This is a genomic window from Pseudomonas japonica, assembly GCF_013522925.1.
Lineage (GTDB): Bacteria > Pseudomonadota > Gammaproteobacteria > Pseudomonadales > Pseudomonadaceae > Aquipseudomonas > Aquipseudomonas japonica_A.
Window position 1 is genome coordinate 395,618 of record NZ_JAAMQU010000001.1, and the last position, 23,009, is coordinate 418,626.

22 protein-coding genes are annotated in these 23,009 nt (G+C 60.8%); 12 read left to right on the forward strand and 10 right to left on the reverse strand.

All coding sequences use genetic code 11. The features are described 5' to 3' along the window. Window positions 1-20: 20 nt before the first annotated feature. A complete protein-coding gene (locus G7016_RS01875) occupies window positions 21-1,022 on the reverse strand; it encodes a PstS family phosphate ABC transporter substrate-binding protein (protein ID WP_181111289.1) in 1,002 nt (333 codons plus the stop codon). 147 nt (window positions 1,023-1,169) lie between these two features. Then, entirely contained in the window at window positions 1,170-2,459 is a 1,290-nt protein-coding gene (locus G7016_RS01880; RefSeq protein ID WP_181111131.1) for an MFS transporter, read from the reverse strand. Between the two features lie 208 nt (window positions 2,460-2,667). On the opposite strand from G7016_RS01880, the gene G7016_RS01885 reads away from it, so the two are divergent. Then, window positions 2,668-3,069, forward strand: a complete 402-nt coding sequence (locus G7016_RS01885) for an acyl-CoA thioesterase (protein ID WP_008366910.1) — start codon at window positions 2,668-2,670, stop codon at window positions 3,067-3,069. A 55-nt stretch (window positions 3,070-3,124) separates the two neighbouring features. Next, entirely contained in the window at window positions 3,125-4,024 is a 900-nt protein-coding gene (locus tag G7016_RS01890) for a D-hexose-6-phosphate mutarotase (RefSeq protein WP_181111132.1), read from the forward strand. Window positions 4,025-4,060: 36 nt separating this feature from the next. On the opposite strand, the gene G7016_RS01895 is transcribed toward G7016_RS01890, so the two are convergent. From G7016_RS01895 to purE, 4 genes are all read right to left on the reverse strand, one after another. Further along, entirely contained in the window at window positions 4,061-4,594 is a 534-nt protein-coding gene (locus tag G7016_RS01895) for a DUF3299 domain-containing protein (RefSeq protein ID WP_181111133.1), read from the reverse strand. Between the two features lie 53 nt (window positions 4,595-4,647). Continuing rightward, on the reverse strand, window positions 4,648-4,893 hold the full coding sequence (locus G7016_RS01900; RefSeq protein WP_181111134.1) for a GlsB/YeaQ/YmgE family stress response membrane protein: 246 nt from the start codon (window positions 4,891-4,893) through the stop codon (window positions 4,648-4,650). A gap of 134 nt (window positions 4,894-5,027) precedes the next feature. Then, window positions 5,028-6,110 (reverse strand): 5-(carboxyamino)imidazole ribonucleotide synthase, encoded by a 1,083-nt coding sequence (locus G7016_RS01905; RefSeq protein ID WP_181111135.1) that lies wholly within the window; start codon window positions 6,108-6,110, stop codon window positions 5,028-5,030. 2 nt (window positions 6,111-6,112) lie between these two features. Next, window positions 6,113-6,604, reverse strand: a complete 492-nt coding sequence (gene purE / locus G7016_RS01910; protein ID WP_181111136.1) for a 5-(carboxyamino)imidazole ribonucleotide mutase — start codon at window positions 6,602-6,604, stop codon at window positions 6,113-6,115. A 429-nt stretch (window positions 6,605-7,033) separates the two neighbouring features. Here purE and G7016_RS01915 point away from each other — a divergent pair, with 429 nt between their 5' ends. Next, the gene (locus G7016_RS01915; protein ID WP_181111137.1) at window positions 7,034-7,567 is read left to right on the forward strand and encodes a hypothetical protein; all 534 of its coding nucleotides are present in this window, start codon (window positions 7,034-7,036) and stop codon (window positions 7,565-7,567) included. Window positions 7,568-7,570: 3 nt separating this feature from the next. Here G7016_RS01915 and G7016_RS01920 read toward each other — a convergent pair whose 3' ends face one another. Beyond that, window positions 7,571-8,476: a LysR substrate-binding domain-containing protein gene (locus G7016_RS01920; protein ID WP_181111138.1), complete on the reverse strand. Its 906-nt coding sequence runs from the start codon at window positions 8,474-8,476 to the stop codon at window positions 7,571-7,573. Window positions 8,477-8,652: 176 nt separating this feature from the next. On the opposite strand from G7016_RS01920, the gene G7016_RS01925 reads away from it, so the two are divergent. From G7016_RS01925 to G7016_RS01950, 6 genes are all read left to right on the forward strand, one after another. Next, entirely contained in the window at window positions 8,653-10,077 is a 1,425-nt protein-coding gene (locus G7016_RS01925; RefSeq protein ID WP_181111139.1) for an aspartate ammonia-lyase, read from the forward strand. Window positions 10,078-10,306: 229 nt separating this feature from the next. Beyond that, window positions 10,307-11,722, forward strand: a complete 1,416-nt coding sequence (locus G7016_RS01930) for an alanine/glycine:cation symporter family protein (protein ID WP_181111140.1) — start codon at window positions 10,307-10,309, stop codon at window positions 11,720-11,722. A gap of 3 nt (window positions 11,723-11,725) precedes the next feature. Beyond that, a complete protein-coding gene (locus tag G7016_RS01935) occupies window positions 11,726-12,733 on the forward strand; it encodes an asparaginase (RefSeq protein WP_181111141.1) in 1,008 nt (335 codons plus the stop codon). A gap of 61 nt (window positions 12,734-12,794) precedes the next feature. Next, window positions 12,795-13,787: an AraC family transcriptional regulator gene (locus G7016_RS01940; RefSeq protein ID WP_181111142.1), complete on the forward strand. Its 993-nt coding sequence runs from the start codon at window positions 12,795-12,797 to the stop codon at window positions 13,785-13,787. Window positions 13,788-13,932: 145 nt separating this feature from the next. Further along, a complete protein-coding gene (locus G7016_RS01945) occupies window positions 13,933-14,976 on the forward strand; it encodes a histone deacetylase family protein (protein ID WP_181111143.1) in 1,044 nt (347 codons plus the stop codon). Next, window positions 14,976-16,076 (forward strand): polyamine ABC transporter substrate-binding protein, encoded by a 1,101-nt coding sequence (locus tag G7016_RS01950; protein ID WP_181111144.1) that lies wholly within the window; start codon window positions 14,976-14,978, stop codon window positions 16,074-16,076. Before G7016_RS01945 ends, G7016_RS01950 begins: the two co-directional genes overlap by 1 nt. 39 nt (window positions 16,077-16,115) lie before the next feature. On the opposite strand, the gene pdxR is transcribed toward G7016_RS01950, so the two are convergent. Continuing rightward, complete coding sequence (gene pdxR / locus G7016_RS01955; RefSeq protein WP_181111145.1) at window positions 16,116-17,657, reverse strand: MocR-like pyridoxine biosynthesis transcription factor PdxR; 1,542 nt, start codon at window positions 17,655-17,657, stop codon at window positions 16,116-16,118. Between the two features lie 93 nt (window positions 17,658-17,750). On the opposite strand from pdxR, the gene G7016_RS01960 reads away from it, so the two are divergent. Genes G7016_RS01960 through G7016_RS01970 form a run of 3 tightly spaced genes read left to right on the forward strand, consistent with a single transcriptional unit; the run spans window position 17,751 to window position 19,530 of the window. Next, a complete protein-coding gene (locus tag G7016_RS01960) occupies window positions 17,751-18,407 on the forward strand; it encodes an FMN-binding negative transcriptional regulator (protein ID WP_181111146.1) in 657 nt (218 codons plus the stop codon). After that, window positions 18,404-18,850, forward strand: coding sequence for a GNAT family N-acetyltransferase (locus G7016_RS01965; protein ID WP_181111147.1), 447 nt, complete (start codon window positions 18,404-18,406; stop codon window positions 18,848-18,850). Before G7016_RS01960 ends, G7016_RS01965 begins: the two co-directional genes overlap by 4 nt. An 8-nt stretch (window positions 18,851-18,858) precedes the next feature. Beyond that, window positions 18,859-19,530 (forward strand): GNAT family N-acetyltransferase, encoded by a 672-nt coding sequence (locus G7016_RS01970; protein ID WP_181111148.1) that lies wholly within the window; start codon window positions 18,859-18,861, stop codon window positions 19,528-19,530. A gap of 61 nt (window positions 19,531-19,591) precedes the next feature. Here the strand turns inward: G7016_RS01970 and oadA are convergent, their stop codons facing one another. Together oadA and G7016_RS01980 are read right to left on the reverse strand one after the other, a co-directional pair. Continuing rightward, on the reverse strand, window positions 19,592-21,400 hold the full coding sequence (oadA, locus tag G7016_RS01975) for a sodium-extruding oxaloacetate decarboxylase subunit alpha (RefSeq protein WP_181111149.1): 1,809 nt from the start codon (window positions 21,398-21,400) through the stop codon (window positions 19,592-19,594). Window positions 21,401-21,500: 100 nt separating this feature from the next. Next, window positions 21,501-22,916, reverse strand: coding sequence for an acetyl-CoA carboxylase biotin carboxylase subunit (locus tag G7016_RS01980; protein WP_181111290.1), 1,416 nt, complete (start codon window positions 22,914-22,916; stop codon window positions 21,501-21,503). Window positions 22,917-23,009: the final 93 nt, after the last annotated feature.

The following is a 23,009-nucleotide window of genomic DNA, read 5'->3' on the forward strand; positions in this document are numbered from 1 at the left end:
CCGCTACCTCAATGTGTGGGTTAGTGGGCACCATCGCCCAAGCCAACGCTTGCCAACGCTTGCGCTGCGACAGTCGCAGGCAAGGGGATATAACCGTCCCGTGCCACCAGCTGCTGGCCACTCTGGGACAATATCAACTTCAGGAACTCCCCTTCCAGCGGTGGTAACCCTCGGTTGGGTGGCTTGTTCACGTACACGTACAAGTAACGCGCCAGCGGGTAGCTTCCGTTGATGGCATTGGCTTCAGTGTCCTCTACAAAGGGGCCACCGTCTGCCAAGGCCAATGGCACGGTACGCACACTCGCGGTTTTATAGCCGAACCCCGAATAGCCGATGCCGTTGAGCGAACTACTGATCGCTTGCACCACCGATGCCGACCCCGGCTGTTCATTGACACCTGGTTTGAAATCGCCCTTGCACAGGGCCCGCTCCTTGAAATACCCGTACGTACCGGAAACCGAGTTACGCCCGAACAGCTGCAGAGGCTGGTTCATGAGGGTGCCGGTTTCGCCGAGATCACCCCAACGGCGCGCATCGCCACGCGCGCCGCATAGGCGAGTGGACGAGAAGATGGCATCCAACTGGGCCAGCGTAAGGCCCTTGATCGGGTTGTCCTTGTGCACGAACACGGCCAACGCGTCGATAGCCACCGCAACCGCGGTTGGTTTGTAGCCGTATTTCTGTTCGAAGGCCTGTAGCTCCACGTCTTTCATCCGGCGGCTCATCGGGCCGAGGTTGGCGGTACCTTCGGTGAGCGCAGGCGGCGCGGTCGAAGAACCCGCCGCCTGAATCTGCACATTCACGCTGGGGTAAGTGCGCCTGAACGCTTCTGCCCACAGGGCCATGAGGTTTGCCAACGTATCAGAGCCTACGCTGGTGAGGTTTCCGGAGACGCCCGCAGCCTTGTCATAGTTCGCAAGGCCGGGATCAACCGTGAGGGGGCCAGGTGCTGGCGGTTCCGCCGCGCCTGCAAAGGCCGCAGCCAACGGCGCAGCCAACGGCGCAGCCAACAGGCAGATCATCACCGAAAGGCGCGGGAAGATCATAGGAATGCTCCGAGCGGCAGGACGCACGCGATCAAAGGCCGCCGTTGCAGGCAAAGGGCAGAGTGTAATTCCCAATTGTTACAGCCTGATGACCGGCCGCCCTGCCCCGCGGCCGTCCTCGGTTCATCGCCGGCGGGCGAGCAGATAGAGCCCTACCACAAAGCCCAATACACACAGCCCGGCCACGTACCACGAAGCGCCCATAGGGTTGTATTTGACCATCATCGAGACAGCCAAGGGCGTAAGCCCGCCAAATATTGCATAGGCCAGGTTGTAGGAGAACGACAGGCCGGTAAAGCGCACCACGGCCGGGAATGCTTTTACCATGACATAAGGCACGGCGCCGATCACCCCTACACACAGGCCGGTTACGGCATAGAGCGGGAACAGCCAATCGGGGTGAGCCTGCAGGCTGTGATAAAGCGTCCAGGACGTTACGCCCAGCGCAACGCTGCCTACGCTGAATACCTTACCCCCGCCAAAGCGATCGGCCAGTGTGCCTGCCAGGATGCAGCCCAGGCTCAGGAACACGATTGCCAGGCTGTTGGCCTGCAAGGCTATCTTTGCCGGGAAGCCGTAGATTTTCTGCAGCAAGGTGGGGGTCATCAGGATTACCACCACGATCGCCGCCGACAACATCCAGGTCAGCAACATGGAAAGGACCACCGCGCCCCGGTGATCACGCAACACCGCTTGCAGGGGAAGCTCGGCCGCCAACGCTTTGCGCTGCTGCAGCTCGGCGAATACCGGGGTTTCGTGCAGCCAGCGGCGAAGGTAGACCGAGAACAGGCCGAACACCCCACCCAGGATAAATGGAATTCGCCAGGCGTAGGCAGCCACTTCTTCGGGCGCGAACAAGCTGTTGATCAGCGTGGCCACAAGCGAGCCCAGAAGGATACCTGTGGTCAGCCCGCAGGTAAGGGTGCCGCAGGCATAGCCGATGTTGCGTGCCGGCACATGCTCGGATACGAATACCCAGGCTCCGGGTACCTCACCGCCAATGGCCGCGCCCTGGATCACCCGCAATATCAGCAGCAGTACGGGGGCAGCAATGCCGATCTGGGCGTAGGTGGGCAGCAAGCCCATGCACAGGGTGGGAACCGCCATCATGAAGATGCTCAGGGTGAACATCTTCTTGCGCCCCAGCAGGTCGCCAAAGTGCGCCATTACGATACCGCCCAATGGGCGGGCAAGGTAGCCAGCGGCGAAAATCCCGAAGGACTGCACCTGTTTCAGCCATTCCGGCATGTCGGCGGGGAAAAACAGCTCTCCCACCACCGCCGCGAAGAACACGAAAATGACGAAATCGTAGAATTCCAGCGCGCCGCCAAGGGCCGACAGCGATAAGGTCTTGTAATCATTACGGTTCAGCGGGCGCGTTGACGGCGCGGCGCTGGATGGCGCGGTGCTCATGTGTGCATTCTCTTATTGATCGCGTTCGGCAGCAGGCTCCGCCAGAGCAGGCGTCGGCGGGTGTAGGAAGATAGCAAATTGCTTGATAAAGCACATATATCTGTGTTTGAACGGTTATGCACAAGCAGATGGCTCTATATACTGGGCCGCAATGGCTGTCACCTTTTATGAGCCATCATTTCGAAGTCATGGGTCCGAGGCCCCCGGCATGATTGAACTCGAACAAGAAGATCCTATTCCGCAAGGCGACCTCGCCTTGCAGATCACCGCGCTCCCACGGGAAACCAACGGCTTCGGCGATATATTCGGCGGGTGGCTGGTGGCCCAGATGGACCTGGCCGGTACCGCCATGGCCAGCAAGGTCGCTGGTGGGCGTGTGGCGACCGTGGCCATCGACCGCATGGCTTTTCTGGTTCCGGTAGCCGTCGGCGCACAGTTGTCCTTCTATACGCAAACGCTGGAAATCGGCCGTAGCTCGATCCAGATGATGGTTGAGGTATGGAGCGACGACCCGCTGTCCAGCGAGTGGCGCAAGGTAACCGAGGCGGTGTTCGTGTTCGTGGCCATCGATGGCAGCGGCCGCACCCGCAGCGTTCCACCCCGGCGTTAAACTTGCCACCGGCGGCGCGGTCAACGCCACACTCCCACTGTATCGAGGAAGCGATATGTCGACCCCCACGCTGGAAAAGCTCAAGCAGGGCGAACTGGATATCTGGCGCGTGAAAACCGCCCACGCGGAGCTGCTGGTGGCCGAGCAAGGCGCGCAGGTATTGAGTTATGGCCGGACGGGCGAGCAGCCGCTGATCTGGCTCAATGACCACGCCGATTTCAAGCAAGGCAAGGCCATCCGCGCAGGCGTGCCGGTGTGTTGGCCCTGGTTCGGCAATCTGGCCCGCAACCCTGAACCTATCCAGCGCATGCGCGAGGCTACCGACCCCGCCACGGCGCACGGCCTTGTACGCACACTGAAGTGGAGCCTGGCCGAGCCAGTCATCGAGGGTGACAAGGTGAGCCTGACGTTCACCCTGCCCGAGGCCGACGGCCAGCTTCCCGGCTGGCCCCACGCAGCACGCCTCGAGCTGAAAATCGAGCTGGCCGACACCCTGACGCTTTCACTTGCCACGCTCAACCTTGGGGTAGAACCCCTGCACCTGAGCCAGGCCTTGCACACCTACTTCGCCGTCAGCGATGTGCGCCAGGTAGCCGTGGAAGAAGTGGCGGGGCTGGAATACATCGAAACCCTCGAAGACTGGGCGCGCCGTAACCAGAACGGTCGGCTGGAAGTGACTGGCGAGACCGACCGCATCTACCTTCAAACACCGCCGCGGTTGACCATCGCCGACAGTGAATGGAAGCGGCGCATCCTGATCGATACCCAGGGTTCGGCGAGCGCGGTGATCTGGAACCCCTGGATCGAGCGTGCCGCCGCCCTTCCGGATATGGCCAACGACGGCTGGCAGCGCATGTTCTGCATCGAAACGGCCAACGTGATGGCAGATGCCAAGGTACTCGGCCCTGGCGAATCCCATACCTTGGCAGTGACCATTTCCAGCGAAGCGCTGTAACGTTCCAATGCCGCGCCCCGGCTCCGGGGTGCGGATCTACAGATCGTTGTCTTCTACTACCCGCACCTTGCTGGCGTCCATCGCGTAGGCGGCGTCGGCGAGGTCGTTGCTCACCTGTTCAATCTTGAGCGTACCGATCGCCCACAACGGGGTGTAGATGTCGCTCAACTTCAAACCCTTGGGGTAGCGGATAAGAATCAACTGATTGGGCGGTGGCGGCGGTACGTGGATACACGCACCCGGGTAGGGCACCAGAAAGAACAGCGTGCTGCGGCCCTTGGCATCGGTTTCCAAGGGAACCGGATAACCACCGATTCGAATGGTCTTGCCATCCATTGCCGGCACGGTCTTGGTGGAATACATCACCGCGGGCAGCCCCTTGGGGTTCTTCAGCCCACCTTTGCCGGTGAAGGAGCCGGAAGCTTCCGGGGTGTTGTGGTCGATTTCCGGCATGTCCTCCAGGGCTTTCTGGTCGGACTTCGGCATCAGGGCCAACCAGTCCGTTTCCGGTGGCTCTCCCCAGGCCAGGGTGCAGAACGACAACAAGCAGGCAAGCAGTACAACGCGCATCAACGATGAGTCTCCAGAAACGGGGGCGAATTTCAGCCCCCGTTTCCGAGGGATCAATCCTTTTTGATCATGCCGTAGATCACCAGCAGAATGATCGCGCCAACCAGTGCGCCGAGGAAACCTGCCCCTTCGCCTGCCTGATAGATGCCCAGTGCCTGCCCGCCGTAGGTGGCAGCCAACGAACCGCCAATGCCGAGCAGGATGGTCATGATCCAGCCCATGCTGTCATTGCCGGGTTTCAGAAAGCGCGCCAGCAAGCCAACGATCAAGCCGATTACGATGGTTCCGATAATGCCCATTAAGTATCCCTCTCGGTAACAGGGCCGGCTGTGTGGCAACCGGCGTCTTGCAATGAGAGGGCGAGGCGCCACGGAGGTTCCGCTTCGGTATGCGCTTCGGACCCGCTACGGCACCGGTACGGCCCCCACTACAGTCAATCGGCGACAAGGGCCTGCACGTTGGCGATGCCTTGACGCAGAGCAGCGGCATCAGCGCAGCGAACAGTCGCGTGCCCTACCTTGCGCCCAGGCTTGAACGCCTTGCCATAGTGATGCAGATGGCAACCGTCGATGGCAATCACCTGTTCCACGGGCGGCACTTCGCCGATGAAATTGAGCATCGCGCTTTCACCAACCTTGGCGGTAGACCCCAATGGCAAGCCGGCAATCGCCCGCAGGTGATTCTCGAACTGGCTGCATTCCGCGCCTTCGATGGTCCAATGGCCGGAGTTGTGCACCCGAGGCGCAATCTCGTTGGCCTTCAGCCCGCCATCCACTTCGAAGAACTCGAAGGCAAGCACACCCACGTAATCGAGCTTTTCCAGCACGCGCCCGACGTAGTCTTCGGCCAGTGCCTGCAACGGGTGGCTGCTGCTGGCAATCGAAAGTTTCAGGATGCCCGCTTCGTGGGTGTTGTGGGCCAGAGGGTAGAAGCGCGTTTCACCGTCCCGGGCGCGCACCGCTACCAGCGATACTTCCCCGCTAAAAGGCACAAAACCTTCAAGCAGGCAGGGCACGCTACCAAGCTCGGCAAACGTGCCCGCCACATCGGCGGCGCTGCGCAGCACCTTCTGGCCCTTGCCGTCATAGCCCAGGGTGCGGGTTTTCAATACCGCAGGCAGGCCGATGCTGGCGACTGCCGCGTCCAGGTCCGCCTGGGATTGAATATCGGCGAAATCGGGCGTGGGTATACCCAGCTCCCGGAACAGGCTTTTTTCGAACCAGCGGTCGCGGGCAATGCGCAGGGCTTGAGCACTGGGATACACCGGAACGAAGCCCGAAAGGAAATCGACGGTTTCTGCCGGAACGCTTTCGAACTCGAAAGTGACCAGATCTACCGCCTCGGCCAACTGGCGCAGGTGCTGCTCGCTGGAATACCCCGCAAGCACATGCTCGCCCAGCTCGGCGGCACAGGCGTCAGGCGCCGGATCGAGAAAGCTGAAGCGCATGCCCAGCGGCGCCCCCGCCAAGGCAAGCATCCGGCCCAGCTGGCCGCCACCGATAACACCGATTTTCATGGTCAGGCCTCGCGCGGGTCCGGGTTGTCCAGCACAGTCGTGGTTTGCTCGGTGCGGAAGCGCACCAGCGCATCGTGAAATTGCGGGTATTTGCCACCCAGGATGCTAGCAGCCAGCAACGCGGCGTTGATCGCCCCGGCCTTGCCGATGGCCAACGTTGCCACTGGAACGCCAGCGGGCATTTGCACGATGGACAGCAGTGAATCCACGCCCGAAAGCATCGACGACTGAACCGGCACGCCCAGCACCGGGAGGTGGGTTTTGGCTGCACACATGCCTGGCAGATGAGCAGCACCGCCAGCACCGGCGATGATCACTTCCAGGCCTCGCCCTTCGGCTTCGTCCGCGTACTGGAACAGCAGGTCGGGCGTGCGGTGAGCGGAAACCACCTTCACCTCGTAGGGGATACCGAGCTTTTCCAGCATGTCGGCGGTGTGGCTAAGGGTGGACCAATCGGACTTCGAGCCCATGATCACGCCAACCAGTGCACTCATCGTCGAGCCTCTTCATTTCGGGCGCCTGTGGCGCGACAGAAAACAACAAGCCACGCGGCAAAGCGGCGTGGCTTGACTTGGGTCGAAAGCCGGATCACCCACCGGCCAGAGGCCGCGCAGTATACCTCAACAGTCGGCGAAAGGGCGCAATTGTGACCGCCCCTGTGCCGACGGCCCGATGCATGTTTCGCACTGTGAGGAAGGAACATCCCCCACGTAATGGTCGCTGCTACAGCCTCCCGCTACCTTCGCCCACTTTGGTCAGATGGGCCCGGGCATAGACGCCCTTTGTCGAAGGAAGGATCCCATGCAAAAAACCATTTACGCTGTACGCTGCCAGCACCCTTGGCGCCCTCGCGGGCCTTGTGCTCTATAACCCCGCCGCTTTTGCCCAAGCTCTGCCGATCCGTCTGAATGTGGCTGTGCACGATGATGTACCTGCCTCGCAGCGAGGATCTGGAGGCCAGGTACCTCAAGCCATGGGTAAAGGAAATGGAAAGGTTTTGCGGCCGTAAAGTCGAGCTGCGCCTCAACGAAAACGTCGCGGGTATTTCGAACGCGGATTACCGTGTGGCGGATCGAAAACCACTCTGGGATCTGCTACTTCACCATAATGCTCAGGTTTGGGGGCAAGACAACAGCGACTGGAACTACCGGCTGGACAAGACCCTGCTACTGGTTCCAGGAAGCATTCCGGCGCAGGGTCCGGAACAAAGCGAAGTGCTCGGCGAGGGCCTGATACGCAATAGCGCGGGTTGGGCCTCACTGAAAACCTTCGCTGCCGCCGGTCACGAGCTAGGCCACATGTTCGGGGCCACCCACGAAGGCGCCGAAGTGTTGTTCAACGGATGGTTCTGCGAAACCTATACCCACCCGTACAGGCAAGCACTGCGCTCGAACTGCTATCGCTACAGTGACCGTAATCGAGAGGCCATCAATGCCTATCTGTCCGTAGCACCTTGAGGCTTAGCCCCGCTGGCCCGGCGCTTCAAGCTTGCGCCATAGCAACCGCACACTGGCCTTGCGCACAAGTGAGCAACGATAGAGCCTGATCTCAAGTGGAATGTGCCAGGGCGGCGCCCCGCACACCACCAACTCGCCGCGGTTGAGCTCTGCAGTTACGCTCAACCGCGGGACCCACGCCACCCCCAGCCCCTGCAGCGCCATGGCTTTGAGGCTATCCGCCATGGCGGTTTCGTATACCGTGGTGTAACGCAAGCCACGCTGTCGCAGCAACGCATTCACTGACCGCCCGAGGAAAGCGCCAGCCCCATAGGCAAGCAAAGGAACGCTGGCGCCGCTGTCCAGGTTGTACAGCGCGCTGCCGTCGGCCGCCGCTGAACACACTGGCAGCATTTCCGTAGCGCCCAGGTGCAGCGAGGGGAAGATCTCCGGGTCCATCTGCAACGTCGCTTCAGGGTCATAGAACGCTAGCATGATGTCGCAACCGCCTTCGCGCAGCGCATGGATAGCATCGCCCACGTTGGTTGCCACCAGCCGTGTAGCCATCGGCAGGCCTTCGTTACGCAGCCGCGCGATCCAGCCTGGAAAGAAGCCCAGCGCGAGCGAGTGGGCTGCGGCTACCTGCACAACTTCGCCCGGGCCGCCCTCCAGATGGTGAAGGTGACGCAATACCTCGGCCACCTGGTCAACCACATTGCGCGCGGTCACCAGAAACAGCTGGCCGGCCTCTGTCAACTCGATAGGGGTTTTGGCGCGGTTAACCAGGGTAAGGCCCAACGCTGCTTCGAGGCTACGAATGCGCCGGCTGAATGCCGGCTGGGTGACGAACCGCCGCTCCGCCGCTTGCGAAAAGCTACGGGTAGCGGCCAGGGCGCTGAGGTCTTCAAGCCATTTGGTTTCAAGGTTCATCAAAGAGCCTTCCGTTCAGCAAGGGGACACGCTCGGGAGCGACCATTCGTCACACCCATCGTTATGCCGTTTGTGCATGGGGCAGCGCGCAACAGCATTGGCGGCATTATCGCCTCAAAGCGCAGTATTAGCAGCATTCCGGTGCTTACCGGGTTCACTCAGAGCTAACCGCTATCATGTCCTCCGCTGCATCTTCGCGCATCGAAAAAGACCTCCTCGGCACCCTCGAAGTCCCCGCTGATGCTTATTTCGGCATCCAGACCCTGCGCGCCGTCAACAACTTCCGGCTTTCCGGCGTGCCACTGTCGCACTACCCCAAGCTTGTCGTTGCGCTGGCGATGGTCAAGCAGGCTGCCGCCGACGCCAACCGTGAACTTGGCCACCTCAGCAACAGCAAGCATGCGGCGATCAGCGAAGCCTGTGCGCGGATTATCCGCGGCGATTTCCACGACCAGTTCGTGGTAGACATGATCCAGGGCGGCGCCGGCACCTCTACCAACATGAATGCCAACGAGGTGATCGCCAACATTGGCCTGGAGGCCATGGGCAAGCAGAAGGGTGAATACCAGTACCTGCACCCCAACAACGACGTGAACATGGCGCAGTCGACCAACGACGCCTACCCCACGGCCATCCGCCTGGGCCTGCTGCTAGGCCACGACGCCCTGCTTGCCAGCCTCGATAGCCTGATCCAGGCCTTCGCCGCAAAAGGCGCGGAGTTCGCTCATGTGCTGAAGATGGGCCGTACGCAGTTGCAGGACGCTGTGCCCATGACCCTGGGCCAGGAGTTCAAAGCGTTCGCCACCACCTTGGGCGAAGACCTGCAACGCCTGCGCAGCCTCGCGCCGGAACTGCTCACCGAAGTGAACCTGGGCGGTACCGCCATCGGCACCGGGATCAACGCCGACCCGCGCTATCAGCACCTCGCGGTGGCTCGCCTGGCAACCATCAGCGGCCAGCCATTGGTACCTGCGGCCGACCTGATCGAAGCCACCTCCGACATGGGCGCGTTCGTGCTGTTCTCGGGCATGCTCAAGCGCACCGCGGTCAAGCTGTCGAAGATCTGTAACGACCTGCGCCTGCTGTCCAGCGGCCCACGCACCGGCATCAACGAAATCAACCTCCCGGCCCGTCAGCCCGGCAGCTCCATCATGCCCGGCAAGGTCAACCCGGTTATCCCCGAAGCCGTGAACATGGTGGCCTTCGAGATCATGGGCAACGACCTGGCCCTGACCATCGCCGCGGAAGGCGGCCAGTTGCAGCTCAACGTGATGGAGCCGCTGATCGCCTACAAGATCTTCGACTCGATCCGCACCCTGCAGCGCGCCATGGACATGCTGCGCGAGCACTGCGTCGTGGGCATCACGGCCAACGAACAGCGCTGCCGTGAACTGGTGGAGCACTCGATTGGGCTGGTAACGGCACTCAACCCTTACATCGGTTATGAAAACGCCACGCGTATCGCCCGCATTGCGCTGGAAACCGGCCGCGGTGTACTGGAACTGGTTCGCGAGGAAGCCTTGCTCGACGACGCCATGCTCGCCGACATCCTGCGCCCGGAAAACATGATCGCGCCGCGGCTGGTGCCGCTGAAAGCCTGATTACACACCGCATCACCAGGCTGAGGGACTAGACACCTCTCACCTTTTGCGAGCCCCGAAACGGGGCTCTTTTTTTGCCCGTTTTTCAGGCTTTTGCCTATGTTTTCAATGCCCGAACGTCAGCTTTGCACCAAGGCTGGGCAGACGATCACGCTATTGGCGGGTATAGTGCGCCCCTTTTTCGTCGGTGTGGCGTTTCGCTACCCGGCTGCCAACACGAGGAAACAATATGCTCGGGGTCCTTAATGACTTCCTGTCCGGCAAAGTGCTGATCGTGCTGATCGTCGGGCTGGGCGGCTACTTCACACTACGTTCGCGCTTCGTTCAGTTGCGCCATTTTCCCCATATGTTCAGCGTATTCGCTGACAGCCTGCGCAGCAGCTCCAGCCAACTCAGCTCTTTCCAGGCGCTGATGCTCAGCCTTGCCGGCCGGGTAGGCGCCGGCAACATCGCTGGCGTGGGCGTGGCGGTTACGCTGGGTGGCCCCGGCGCGGTGTTCTGGATGTGGGTAACGGCGCTGGTGGGCATGGCCAGCAGCTTCTTCGAATGCTCCCTCGCCCAGCTGTACAAGCGTTGCGACGACGAAGGCCAATACCGCGGCGGCCCGTCCTTTTATATCCAGCATGGGCTGGGCAAGCGCTGGCTGGGCATGGTCATGGCCGCGCTGTTACTGCTCACCTTCGGCTTCGCCTTCAATGGCTTGCAGTCTCACGCGGTCACCACCTCACTCAACGATGCCTTTGGCTTTGACGTGAAGTACTCCGGGCTGGCGCTGGCCGTGCTGATGGGCCTGGTATTCGTGGGCGGCATCAAGCGTATCGCCAAGGTCGCGGACCTTTTGGTGCCAGTGAAAACCCTGGCCTACATTGCCGTAACCGTTTACGTGATCGTGCTGCAATTCGATCAGGTGCCGCTCATGCTCGCGACCATCGTGAAGAGCGCGCTGGGTATCGATCAGGTGTTTGGCGGGCTGGTGGGCAGCGCGATCGTGCTGGGCGTAAAACGCGGTGTATTCGCCAACGAAGCCGGCCTTGGCAGCGCCCCCAACGTGGCTGCCGTGGCTGAAGTGCGCCACCCGGTTGCGCAGGGTGTAGTGCAGGCCTTCAGCGTGTTCCTCGACACCTTCGTGATCTGCACCTGCACGGCTTTGCTCATTCTGCTGTCCGGGGTGTACGGCACTGCATTCGACGGCAACGGTATCGTGCTGGCGCAGGACTCGCTGGCGGCAGTGGTAGGTCCCTGGGGCAAGGTATTCATCAGCGTAGCCCTGGCGTTGTTCGTGTTCACGTCGATGCTTTACAACTACTACCTGGGTGAGAACAACCTGCGCTTCCTGGGCGGCGGCAAGAAGATGATCTTCGTTTACCGCGTGATCGTGCTCGCCCTGGTGGTATGGGGCGCAATCGAAAACCTGGAAACGGTATTCGCCTTTGCCGACCTCACCATGACGCTGTTGGCGTTGGTGAACCTTACTGCCTTGTTCCTGCTGTTCAAGGTTGGCCTGCGCTTGCTGCGTGACTACGATGCACAACGCGCCGCCGGTATAAAAACGCCGGTGTTCGATGCGCGCCAGTACGCCGACCTTGACCTGGACACACGCGCCTGGCCCGTGACCAGCCAACCACACGAGACCAACCGGAGCTGACCCATGAGCCCTGCCCAGCCTGCTTCCCACATTCGCGTGCTCTATACCGGCGGTACCATCGGTATGCAGGCCACGGCCATCGGCCTGGCGCCTGCGGGCGGCTTCGAGGCACGGATGCAGGCTCGGCTGGACGCGTCCGGGCTGCAGACTGCGGCCTGGTCGTTCCAGGAAATGCAGCCGCTGATCGACAGCGCCAATATGTCCCCTGCTTACTGGCAACAGCTGCGAGAGGCAATTCGCCAAGCCGTGGACAGCGACGGCTGCGACGCCGTGCTGGTGCTGCATGGCACCGACACGTTGGCGTACAGCGCAGCGGCCTTGAGCTTTCAGCTGATCGGCTTGCCGGCGCCGGTTGTGTTCACAGGCTCGATGCTGCCTGCTGGCGTGGCCGACAGCGACGCCTGGGAAAACCTGGAAGGTGCTCTCGGCCTGTTGACCCAAGGCATGGAGCCTGGGGTATGGCTGCACTTCCATGGCCAGTCGATGCTCCCGACGCGGTGCGCCAAGGTACGCAGCAGCGGGCGCGACGCGTTCTCGCCGTTGCACCGGGACCACAGCGCAGCGGTTGCCGGTAAGTTGCCAGCACAACTGCATTATCAACAGCCCAAGGCCTTGGCTCGCGTAGCCGCCTTGCCCCTGGTGCCTGGGTTCGATCCGGCGTGGATAAGCGCGCTGGTAGCGACCGGCGTGCAGGGCCTGGTGCTGGAATGCTATGGCAGCGGCACCGGCCCAGGCGATGATGCAGCTTTCCTCAGTGCGTTACGCGAGGCTCGGGATCAGGGCGTGGTGATGGTGGCGGTCACTCAATGCCAGCAAGGCGGTGTGGTATTCGATGTGTATGAAGCCGGTAGCCGATTGCGCAACGCCGGCGTTGTCGCCGGTGGCGGGATGACCCGGGAAGCTGCCTTCGGCAAGTTACATGGCCTGCTGGGCATTGGCCTGGAAGCCGACGACGTGGCCTGCCTGCTTGAAGTGGACCTTTGCGGTGAGCTGACCGGCCTGCGCCGCTGAAGCAGGGCTCACCCCGCAGGCGCGAAGCTTGCACGCCTCCGGCAACTCTGGAGGCGCCCACATGCTGCACAGTCACCTCACCACGCTAAACGCCGTATCGCTGATCCTGGATGCCTTCCGCGCCGAGGGCATCGGCACGCCAGCACTGCTCTCGGGAAGCGGTATCGAAGAAGCCGACCTGGCACGGCCCGACCTGCACATCACCACCGCACAGGAGATGCAGGTCTGCGCCAACGCCTATGGCCTGCGGGACAACATCGGGCTGGAGTTGGGAGCCCGAATGCACGTGTCATCCTACGGCATGCTGGGTTACGCCCTGCTACTAAGTGCCACTTTCGGTGACGCCCTGACATTTGCGCTGCGCTACCCCGCGTTACTCGGAACGCTGTTCGAGTTACGCCTGGAGGAAGACGGTGACCTGGTGTGGCTGCGCGCCTCGAACTACACCGACCGCCCCGCGCTGGCGATCTTCAACGCTGAACTGTGCATGGCCTCGCTACGGGTGATCTGCAATGACGTGCTCGGCCAACCGCTTCCCCTGAAAGAGGCCCGCTTCAGCCACGCCCTGCCCCACTACGCTGATGATTACCAGCAAGCGTTCAATTGCCCGCTACGCTTCGGGTGTACAGACAACGCCTTTGCTTTCGAACGTGAATGGCTGGCCAAGCCTTTGCCCTTGGCCGACGCGGTTACCCACGGTGCCATGGCAGAGCGCTGTCGACGGCAGAATTCAGAATTTACCGGCCGCCAGGCCTGGCTGGGGCGCATCCGCCAGGCGCTTGCCCGGCAACTGCACGCGCCGCCTGGGCTGGAAGGGCTGGCACGGCAGATGAAGTGCTCAGGGCGCACGCTCCGCCGCCGCCTGCAGGATGTTGGCAGCAGTTACCAGGACCTGCTCGACGACCTGCGTTTCGAGCAGGCGAAACATCTGCTGGTAGAAGCGCGACTTCCCGTATACCGGATCGCAGAACAGTTAGGGTTCAGCGAAACCGCGAGCTTTCGCCACGCCTTCATCCGCTGGAGTGGCGTTTCTCCAAGTGCATTCCGCGCCTGAATGGTGCGCGCCGCCCTATGGAGGGGCGAAATATGGACACCCTCCGTGGCCACATTTATCCCCTTTTGGCCACTCCTGCCGTTCCCGCCGCCCTGCGCCCGGTTCAAGAATGGGGCACGGTAAACAGCCTGCGGAGAACAACAATATGCGTACTTACTATTCGGATGATCATCGTTTGCACCATGGTCGGTGTGAACTGATCGACGGAAAGCTGATGCCCTGCTTCGAGATGCCTTCACGCGCCGACCACGTGCTGGCCCGTGTACAACATCAGCAGTTAGGCGAGGTACTGCCCCCCGAAGACTTCGGGATGGCACCGTTGCAGCGAATACACAGCGAAGCGTATCTCGCGTTCTTCAAAGGCGCCTGGGACCGGTGGGCCACAATGGGCGAGGACGGCGACCTGCTGCCCTATACCTGGCCGGCGCGCACCCTGCGGCAGGTAAAACCCACCAGCCTGCACGGCGAGCTGGGGTACTACAGTTTCGATGGCGGCGCCCCCATTACCGCCGGTACCTGGCAGGCCGCCTATAGCGCCGCCCAAGTCGCCTTGAGTGGCGTCGCCGATATCCAACAAGGCGGCCATAGCGCGTTTTCGCTGTGCCGGCCGCCGGGGCACCATGCCGCCGCCGAGCTCATGGGCGGTTATTGCTACCTGAACAATGCGGCTATTGCTGCACAGGCGTTTCTGGATCAAGGCCGGGCGCGTGTGGCGATCCTCGATGTGGATTACCACCACGGCAACGGTACCCAATCCATTTTCTATGAGCGCAGCGATGTGCTGTTCGCATCGATCCATGGCGATCCAACAGCGGAATTTCCCTTCTTCCTCGGTTACGCCGACGAAACCGGGGAAGGCGCTGGCGAAGGGCTCAACTTCAACTACCCGTTGCCGGCTGGCAGCGGATGGAATGACTGGGCCGCTGCGCTGGATCAAGCCTGTGGAGAAATTGATGGCTATGACGCAGACGTAGTGGTGGTATCGCTCGGTGTAGATACCTTCAAGGAAGACCCGATCTCTCAGTTCAAGCTCGATAGCCCTGACTATCTGTTGATGGGCGAGCGCATCGCCCGCCTGGGCAGGCCTACGCTGTTTGTGATGGAAGGCGGGTACGCCGTCGAGGAAATTGGCATCAACGCAGTGAACGTGCTGGAAGGTTTTGAACGCGCCATCAAGGAAGCTCGATAATGACCCCATTCAAGCGACTGCTGTTGCCCGCGCTATGCGCCCTTGGCCTGATGAGCCAGGCCCAGGCCGATGAGCCTCGTACATTGAAGGTGTACAACTGGTTCGATTACATCACCCCCGAAACGCTGACCAACTTCCAGAAAGACGCCAGTGTGAAACTGGTCTACGACATCTTCGACACCAACGAAGCGCTGGAAGCCAAGTTGCTGGCGGGCAAGTCCGGCTACGACTTGGTCGTTCCGTCCAATGTGTTCCTGGCCAAGCAGATCCAGGCAGGTGTATTCCAACCGCTGGATCGCTCGAAGTTGAGCAACTGGCAGCACCTGGACCCCAAGCTGATGAAGTTGCTCGAGGCCAATGACCCGGGCAATAAATACGCTGTGCCTTACATGTATGGAACGATCCTGATCGGCTTCAACCCGGACAAGGTGAAGGCTGCACTGGGCGATAATGCGCCGGTGGATAGTTGGGACCTGGTGTTCAACGAAGCCAACCTCAAAAAGCTGCATGGGTGCGGCGTTGCCTTCCTGGATTCCCCCTCCGAGATCATGCCGCTGGCCTTGCAGCACCTTGGCCTGGACCCCAACAGCAGCAAAGCGGAGGACTACAAGAAGGCCGAGGCATTGATGGTGAAGCTCAAGCCTTACATCACCTATTTCCACTCCTCCAAGTACATGGCAGATATGGCGAACGGGGACATTTGCGTCGCCGTCGGCTACTCAGGCAGTTTTTCCCAAGCGGCCAACCGTGCCAAGGAAGCCAAGAACGGCGTAAAAGTGGACATGCGCCTGCCGAAGGAAGGTGCCCCTATCTGGTTCGACATGCTGGCAATACCGGCGGACGCCGCCAACCCCACAGACGCGCATGCCTTCATCAACTACTTGCTGCGCCCTGAAGTGATCGCACCGATCAGCGATTTCGTGGGCTATCCGAACCCCAACAAGGACGCCACAGACAAGGTTGACCCGGCCATCAGGGCCAACCCTAATCTCTACCCGACCGAGGAAGCGATGGCCAAGTTGTATACCCTCAAACCGATGGACCGAGAAGGCGAGCGCCTGCGTACGCGTTCCTGGACACGCATCAAATCGGGCAGTTGATCGCTTTCTGGCGTGCCGCCCGAGCGCGGCAAGCCAGGGTTATATTCGCCAAGCTGTTTTCAGCCGGGACACCGCTGCGCGGATAGCGTGTTCATTGATACCTGCAAAACCCAGCACCAGCCCGGCGCGCTTATCCACAGGCGTGTCGGAGCTGGGCAACCAGTAGCTGGACAACGGCTGGATATCTACAGCCGCATCAGCTGCCAACTGCACCAGTTCGGCTTCTCGATCAGCCGTGCTCACGTCCACTTTCACATGCAGCCCCGCGCTGACTGCCGGCATGGGGCTGCAGCCTGGAATACACGGGGGCCACGCGCTTAATAGCGCATTGCGTCGGCCAAGCGCTGCCTTGCGCATCCGGCGGATGTGCCTTTGAAAGTGCCCCCGGAGGATGAACTGCGTCATTACCCACTGGCTAGCCACTTCGGAATGCCGGATATCCACGGCGCGACGCCTGGCGAATGCAAGCGCCAGCCCAGGAGGTAGAACAAGGTACCCCAGCCGTAGCGCGGGGAATGCGACCTTGCCGAATGTACCTACGTAAATGACCCTGCCGTCGGGGTCCAGCGCAGCCAACGGGGCCAAGGGTGCACCGCTGTAGCGATACTCACCGTCATAATCGTCTTCAATGATCCAGCCGCCGGTTCGCCGCGCCCATTCCAGCAGCTGCAAGCGTCGCGGCAGGCTCATGGTCACTCCGGTCGGGTACTGGTGGGCGGGAGTTACATAAGCCACTTTGCAGGGTGGCGCCTGGTTCAGCGCCTGCGCACTCAAACCCTCACTGTCCACATTAATACCTACGAGGTGTGCTCCGGCACTGGCTAGCGCATGGCCCGCTGCCCGGTAACCCGGGTTCTCCACCGCAGCGTAATCTCCTGGCTCCAGAAGCAGCTGTGCACAAAGGCTTATCCCTTGCTGCGCTCCACAGGTGATTACTATCTGATCAGCAGTACAACTCAAGCCGCGGGAACTGCGTAGATAAGCAGCGACTCGGTCGCGCAGCGCCTCTTCCCCTGCGGGGTCTTGATAGGTGAAGGCACTGAGGTCGGGGTTGCGCCAAAAGGCGCTGTAAAGCTTGCCCCAAACCTCAAAAGGAAATAGGTCGAATGCAGGAATGCCTACTTGAAACGCACGTGGCGGCCCCTTTTTTGGCATTGCCAGGCCATCGGCCAATGCCAAGGAAAATGCCGACGTAAGCGGTGCGCCACTGGATGCAAATACAGTAGTTCCTGTGGATAAACCTGTGGTTAACCTAGGGGCATTTCCTGTTGATAACTCTGTGGATGAACGCGCTGGCGACGAACTGTTTTGCTTTGCCGTTGGGGTGACAGTCACATACGTGCCGTCACCCACGCGGGCTTCGGTGAACCCCTCAACCGTTAGCTGTTCATAGGCGCGCATTACAGTGTTTCGGGATAGCCCCAATACCCTTGCAAGGTCTCGGCTCGCCGGTAAGCGAACGCCACCGCTCAAACGCCCATCGAGCACTCGCTCACGCAGCTGCTCATATAACTGGCGAACCAGGCCCTGACCTTTGATGAATTCAAGGCCGCAGGGATCGAAGGGTAAGGGAGAGTTCACGTGGATTGGACCCTTGAATATTGCAGTTAATGGATCTTATAGCGGGCCAATAGGATACGTAGCATAGCGCATGTCCCTTCCGAGGAAACCGCCATGTACAACCCTACTGCGTTCAGGGATTCAGACGTAGACCGCTTGCTGGCGCAGATCAGTGACTGCGGCCTGGCGCTGCTGATTACCCACGGCAGCGAAGGCCTGCAAGCCAGCCATGTACCGCTGTTGCTCAAGCGCGAGGGGGATCAGGCCGTATTGCAAGGGCACTTGGCCAAAGCCAACCCGCAATGGCACGACCTCGCCGCAGGTACGCCTGCGCTCGTGGTGTTCAGCGGCCCGGATGCCTATGTAAGCCCGGGGTTCTATCCCAGCAAGGCAGATAACCCCAGCGTGGTGCCTACCTGGAATTACATCTCCGTGCAGGTACGCGGCACGCCATTCATCTTCCATGACCCCGAACAGTTGCATGCCGTGGTTGAAGCGCTCACCCAGCGGCATGAGGCGCAGCGCGCCGAGCCTTGGTCGATCAGCGATGCCCCCCCGGCTTACATCCAGAAGATGCTCACCGCTATCGTCGGCTTTTCCATTGCGATCGAGCACATTGAGGGCAAGCGAAAGCTCAGCCAGAACCGAAGCGCAGCCGACGTACAAGGGGTAAGAGACGCGCTGGCGGCCAGTACGCACTCGAGTGATCGAGCCCTGGCAAGCGCCATGGGCGCGTACCCTATCGTTCAACCAACAAGAGATACCCCATGAAGGCTATTGAAATCCGCTCCGTTCAGGCACACGATCAAGGCCACTGGCTACCGCTGTGGAAGGCTTACCAGGCTTTCTATGGTGTGGACATTCCGCACGCCGTCACCGAAGTGACCTGGCAGCGGATACTTGAGCCAAATGAACCCATCAACGCAGCGCTCGCCTGGTGCGATGGGCAGGCGGTAGGCATGGTGCATTGGATCTTTCACCGCTCCTGCTGGACGATCGAGAACTCTTGCTACTTGCAGGATCTAATCGTCGACGAGAGCCAGCGCGGCCTTGGAGTTGGCCGCCAATTGATCGAGCACGTCTATGCCCAGGCCAGGGGCGCCGGCTGTACCAAGGTTCACTGGCTGACCCACGAAACCAACGCCACCGCCATCGCCTTGTACGAACGTATCGCGGAGCGGCCGGGCTTTATTCAATTCCGCAAACCCCTTTAGGAGCCGTCATGGTAACCCCCGCAATGATCTGGAAACCGGTGAAGGCACCGGTCGCTGAAACCATCGAAGGGGAATACATCCGCCTCGAAAAGTTGGTGCCCGCGCGCCACAGCGAAGACCTGTGGGAAGTGTTGCAGGGCCCCGAAGCCGACCCGCTGTTCTGGGACTTCCTCCCGTACGGCCCTTTCAATAACCGAGAAACCTTCGACATCTGGCTCGACGGCTATGCCATCAGCAACGATCCGCTGGGGTTCTGTGTGGTCGACAAGCACACAGGCAAGGCCGAGGGCGTATTGAGCCTGATGTCCATCGTCCCCGCCCATGGCCGTATCGAAATCGGCCATGTAGCGTTCGGCGCTCCCATGCAGCGCACCCCCAAGGGCACCGAAGCGATCTACCTGCTGGCGCGGCAAGTATTCGCCGCAGGGTACCGTCGGGTTGAATGGAAATGCGACAACCGCAACGAACGGTCGCGCCGCGCGGCTGCCCGCTTCGGGTTCACGCCAGAGGGAGTATTCCGCCAGCATATGGTGGTGAAGAACCACAACCGCGACACCGCCTGGTTCTCCATGCTGGACTCACAATGGCCCGCCGCTGAAGAGGCCTTCCGGGCCTGGCTGGCGCCGGAGAACTTCCAGGATGGCAAGCAGGTGAAAACCCTGGAAGCGCTGCGTGGGTAAAGCCTGGTAGACGGCTGACAAAAAAAGGGGGCCGAAGCCCCCAGAGGTTAACCGTCTCGATTCAGCCTTCGATCTCGATCAATACTTCGCCAGGGGTAACGCGATCACCCTTGGCGACATGAATGGTCTTTACCGTGCCGGCGATGGGCGCCTGAATTTCGGTTTCCATCTTCATGGCTTCAGTGATCATCACCGCTTGCCCCGCCTTCACCTGGTCGCCTTCCTTGACCAGTACCTCCACGATATTTCCCGGCATGGTGGTGGTTACATCGCCCGGGGCGCTGGCCTGTTTGCGCTTGCCGATGCCGCTACCGACGAACTCGTTGAGCGGCTCGAACACCACTTCCTCAGGCATGCCATCAATGCTCAGGTAGAAGTGACGCTTGCCTTCAGCCTTCACGCCTACACCGGTGATGTCGACGCGGTAAGTTTCGCCATGCACATCGATGACGAACTCGGTCGGTACACCCTCGCCCTGCACGGAAGCCACCGCGCCGGCTTCCGGCACGGGCAGGAGGGCTTCGGGTTTGAGGGTGCCGGCGTTGCGTTCCTCTAGGAACTTGCGGCCGATGTCCGGGAACATGGCGAAGGTGAGCACGTCTTCTTCACTCTGCGCTACCTCGCCGATATCACCGCGCAGCTTATCCATTTCAGGCTTGAGCAAGTCAGCGGGGCGAACGTCAATCACGTCTTCGCTGCCAATGGCCTGCCGGCGCAAGGTTTCACTGACAGTACCTGGCGCCTTGCCATAGCCCCCCTGAAGGTACAGCTTCACTTCATTGGTAATGGTTTTGTAGCGCTCTCCTGCCAGCACGTTGAAGAACGCCTGGGTACCTACGATCTGTGAGGTCGGGGTTACCAACGGAGGGAAACCCAGGTCTTCGCGAACCCGCGGGATTTCGGCCAACACCTCGTTCATGCGGTTGAGTGCGCCCTGCTCCTTGAGCTGGTTCGCCAGGTTGGAAATCATGCCGCCAGGCACCTGGTTCACTTGCACACGCGTATCCACCGAAGTGAATTCGCTTTCGAACTGGTGGTACTTCTTGCGCACGGCATAGAAATACAGGCCGATCTCCTGAAGCAGCTCCAGGTCCAGGCCGGTGTCGTATTCGGTGCCCTTCAGCGCGGCTACCATGGATTCGGTACCCGGATGGCTGGTACCCCAGGCAAGGCTCGAAATCGCGGTGTCGATATGGTCAGCGCCGTTTTCCACGGCCTTGAGCTGACACATCGCCGCCAGCCCGGCGGTGTCGTGGGAATGAATGAACACGGGCAGGCTTTGCTCGGCCTTCAATGCCCGTACCAGTTCACCCGTGGCGTGCGGGGTAAGCAGCCCGGCCATGTCCTTGATGGCGACGGAGTCGCACCCCATGGCTTCCATCTGTTTGGCCTGCTCCACGAACGCCTGCACCGTATGCACGGGGCTGGTGGTGTAGGCGATGGTGCCTTGGGCGTGTTTGCCAGCGCTTTTCACGGCCTCGATGGCAACGCGCAGGTTTCGAATGTCGTTCATCGCATCGAAGATACGGAATACGTCGATACCATTGCTGGCGGCGCGAGCGACGAAAGCTTGCACCACGTCGTCGCTGTAGTGGCGGTAGCCCAGCAGGTTCTGGCCGCGCAACAACATTTGCAGGCGCGTGTTAGGCAGGGCTGCGCGCAGCTGGCGCAGGCGCTCCCAAGGGTCTTCCTTGAGGAAGCGTACACAGGCGTCGAAGGTGGCACCACCCCAGACTTCCAGCGACCAGTACCCGACCTTGTCGAGTTTGTCGCAGATCGGCAGCATGTCTTCGGTACGCATGCGGGTAGCCAGCAGGGACTGATGAGCATCGCGTAGCACGGTGTCGGTAACGAAGATCTTCTTGGGCATCTCAAAAGCTCCTTGGGCCGCAAGCTTCAAGCCGTAAGCTGCAAGTGAAAGCCGATGTGCTCTGACTTGTAGCGTTAAACTTGCCGCTTGCCGCTACGATTCATAGCCCGGCGTGGGCGGCGATGGCGGCGGCGATGGCCAGGGCCAACTCTTCGGGTTTACGCTTGATCGAGTAGTGCGTGAGCTCCGGGTGGCTTTCCACGAAGCTGGTATTGAACTGCCCGCTGCGGAATTCCGCGTTACGCAAAATCTCTTGGTAATACGCCGCCGTGGTTTTCACACCTTGCACGCGCATGTCATCAAGGGCGCGCAGCCCACGGTCAAGGGCTTCTTCCCAGGTGAGCGCCCACACCACCAGCTTCAGGCACATGGAGTCGTAGAAAGGCGGAATGGTGTAGCCCGTATAAATAGCCGTATCGGTGCGTACGCCTGGTCCACCAGGCGCGTAATACCGGGTGATCTTGCCGAAGCTCGGCAGGAAGTTGTTCTTCGGATCTTCGGCGTTGATCCGGAACTGCAAGGCGAAACCGCGGTGCTGGATATCTTCTTGCTTCACCGACAACGGTAGCCCGGAGGCGATGCGAATCTGCTCCCGAACGATGTCCAGCCCGGTAATTTCTTCGGTAATGGTGTGCTCCACCTGTACCCGGGTGTTCATCTCCATGAAGTACACCTCGCCCTCGGCGAGCAGAAACTCCACAGTACCCGCATTCTCGTAATTGACCGCCTTGGCCGCGCGCACGGCGAGGTCGCCAATGTAGGCGCGCTGCTCCGGGGTGAGCTGGGGGCTGGGAGCAATTTCGATCAGCTTCTGGTTGCGCCGCTGTATCGAACAATCGCGCTCGAACAGGTGCACCACGTTGCCGCTGCTGTCACCGAGCACCTGGGCTTCGATGTGCTTGGGATTGACGATGCATTTTTCGAGAAACACTTCAGCCGAGCCAAACGCCTTGGTGGCCTCTGAGATCACCCGCGGAAACGCCTGCTCGAGCTCCTCACGGCTGTTGCAACGGCGAATGCCACGCCCGCCACCGCCTGACGTTGCCTTGAGCATTACCGGGTAACCGATCCGGTCACCCTCGCGCAGGGCTTCGGCAATGTCCGCCACGTTGCCTTCGGTACCCGGTGTAACCGGCACCCCGGCGGCAATCATGGTGCGGCGGGCTTCGGTCTTGTCACCCATACGGCGGATCACATCAGCCGAGGGCCCGATGAATTTCACCCCACGCTGGGCACAGATTTCGGCGAGCTCTGCGTTTTCGGACAGAAAGCCATACCCGGGGTGCAAGGCGTCACAACCCGTCTCCACTGCCAGGTTCACCAGCTTGCGCGGGTTGAGATAGCCCGCCAAGGGCTCGGCACCAATGTTGTGAGCCTCGTCTGCCCGCTTCACATGTAACGCATGGCGATCGGCGTCGGAGTAAATCGCAACCGAGCGAATGCCCATTTCGGCGCAAGCGCGCACGATACGAACTGCAATCTCGCCTCGGTTAGCGATGAGGATCTTTTTTATCACGTTGTTTCCCTCGTCCAGCATGGGCGGCACGCAATGCCTCACGGCTTGAGCAGGCACCTTTTCACCCTAACCGGCAGCAACGATAAATAATAA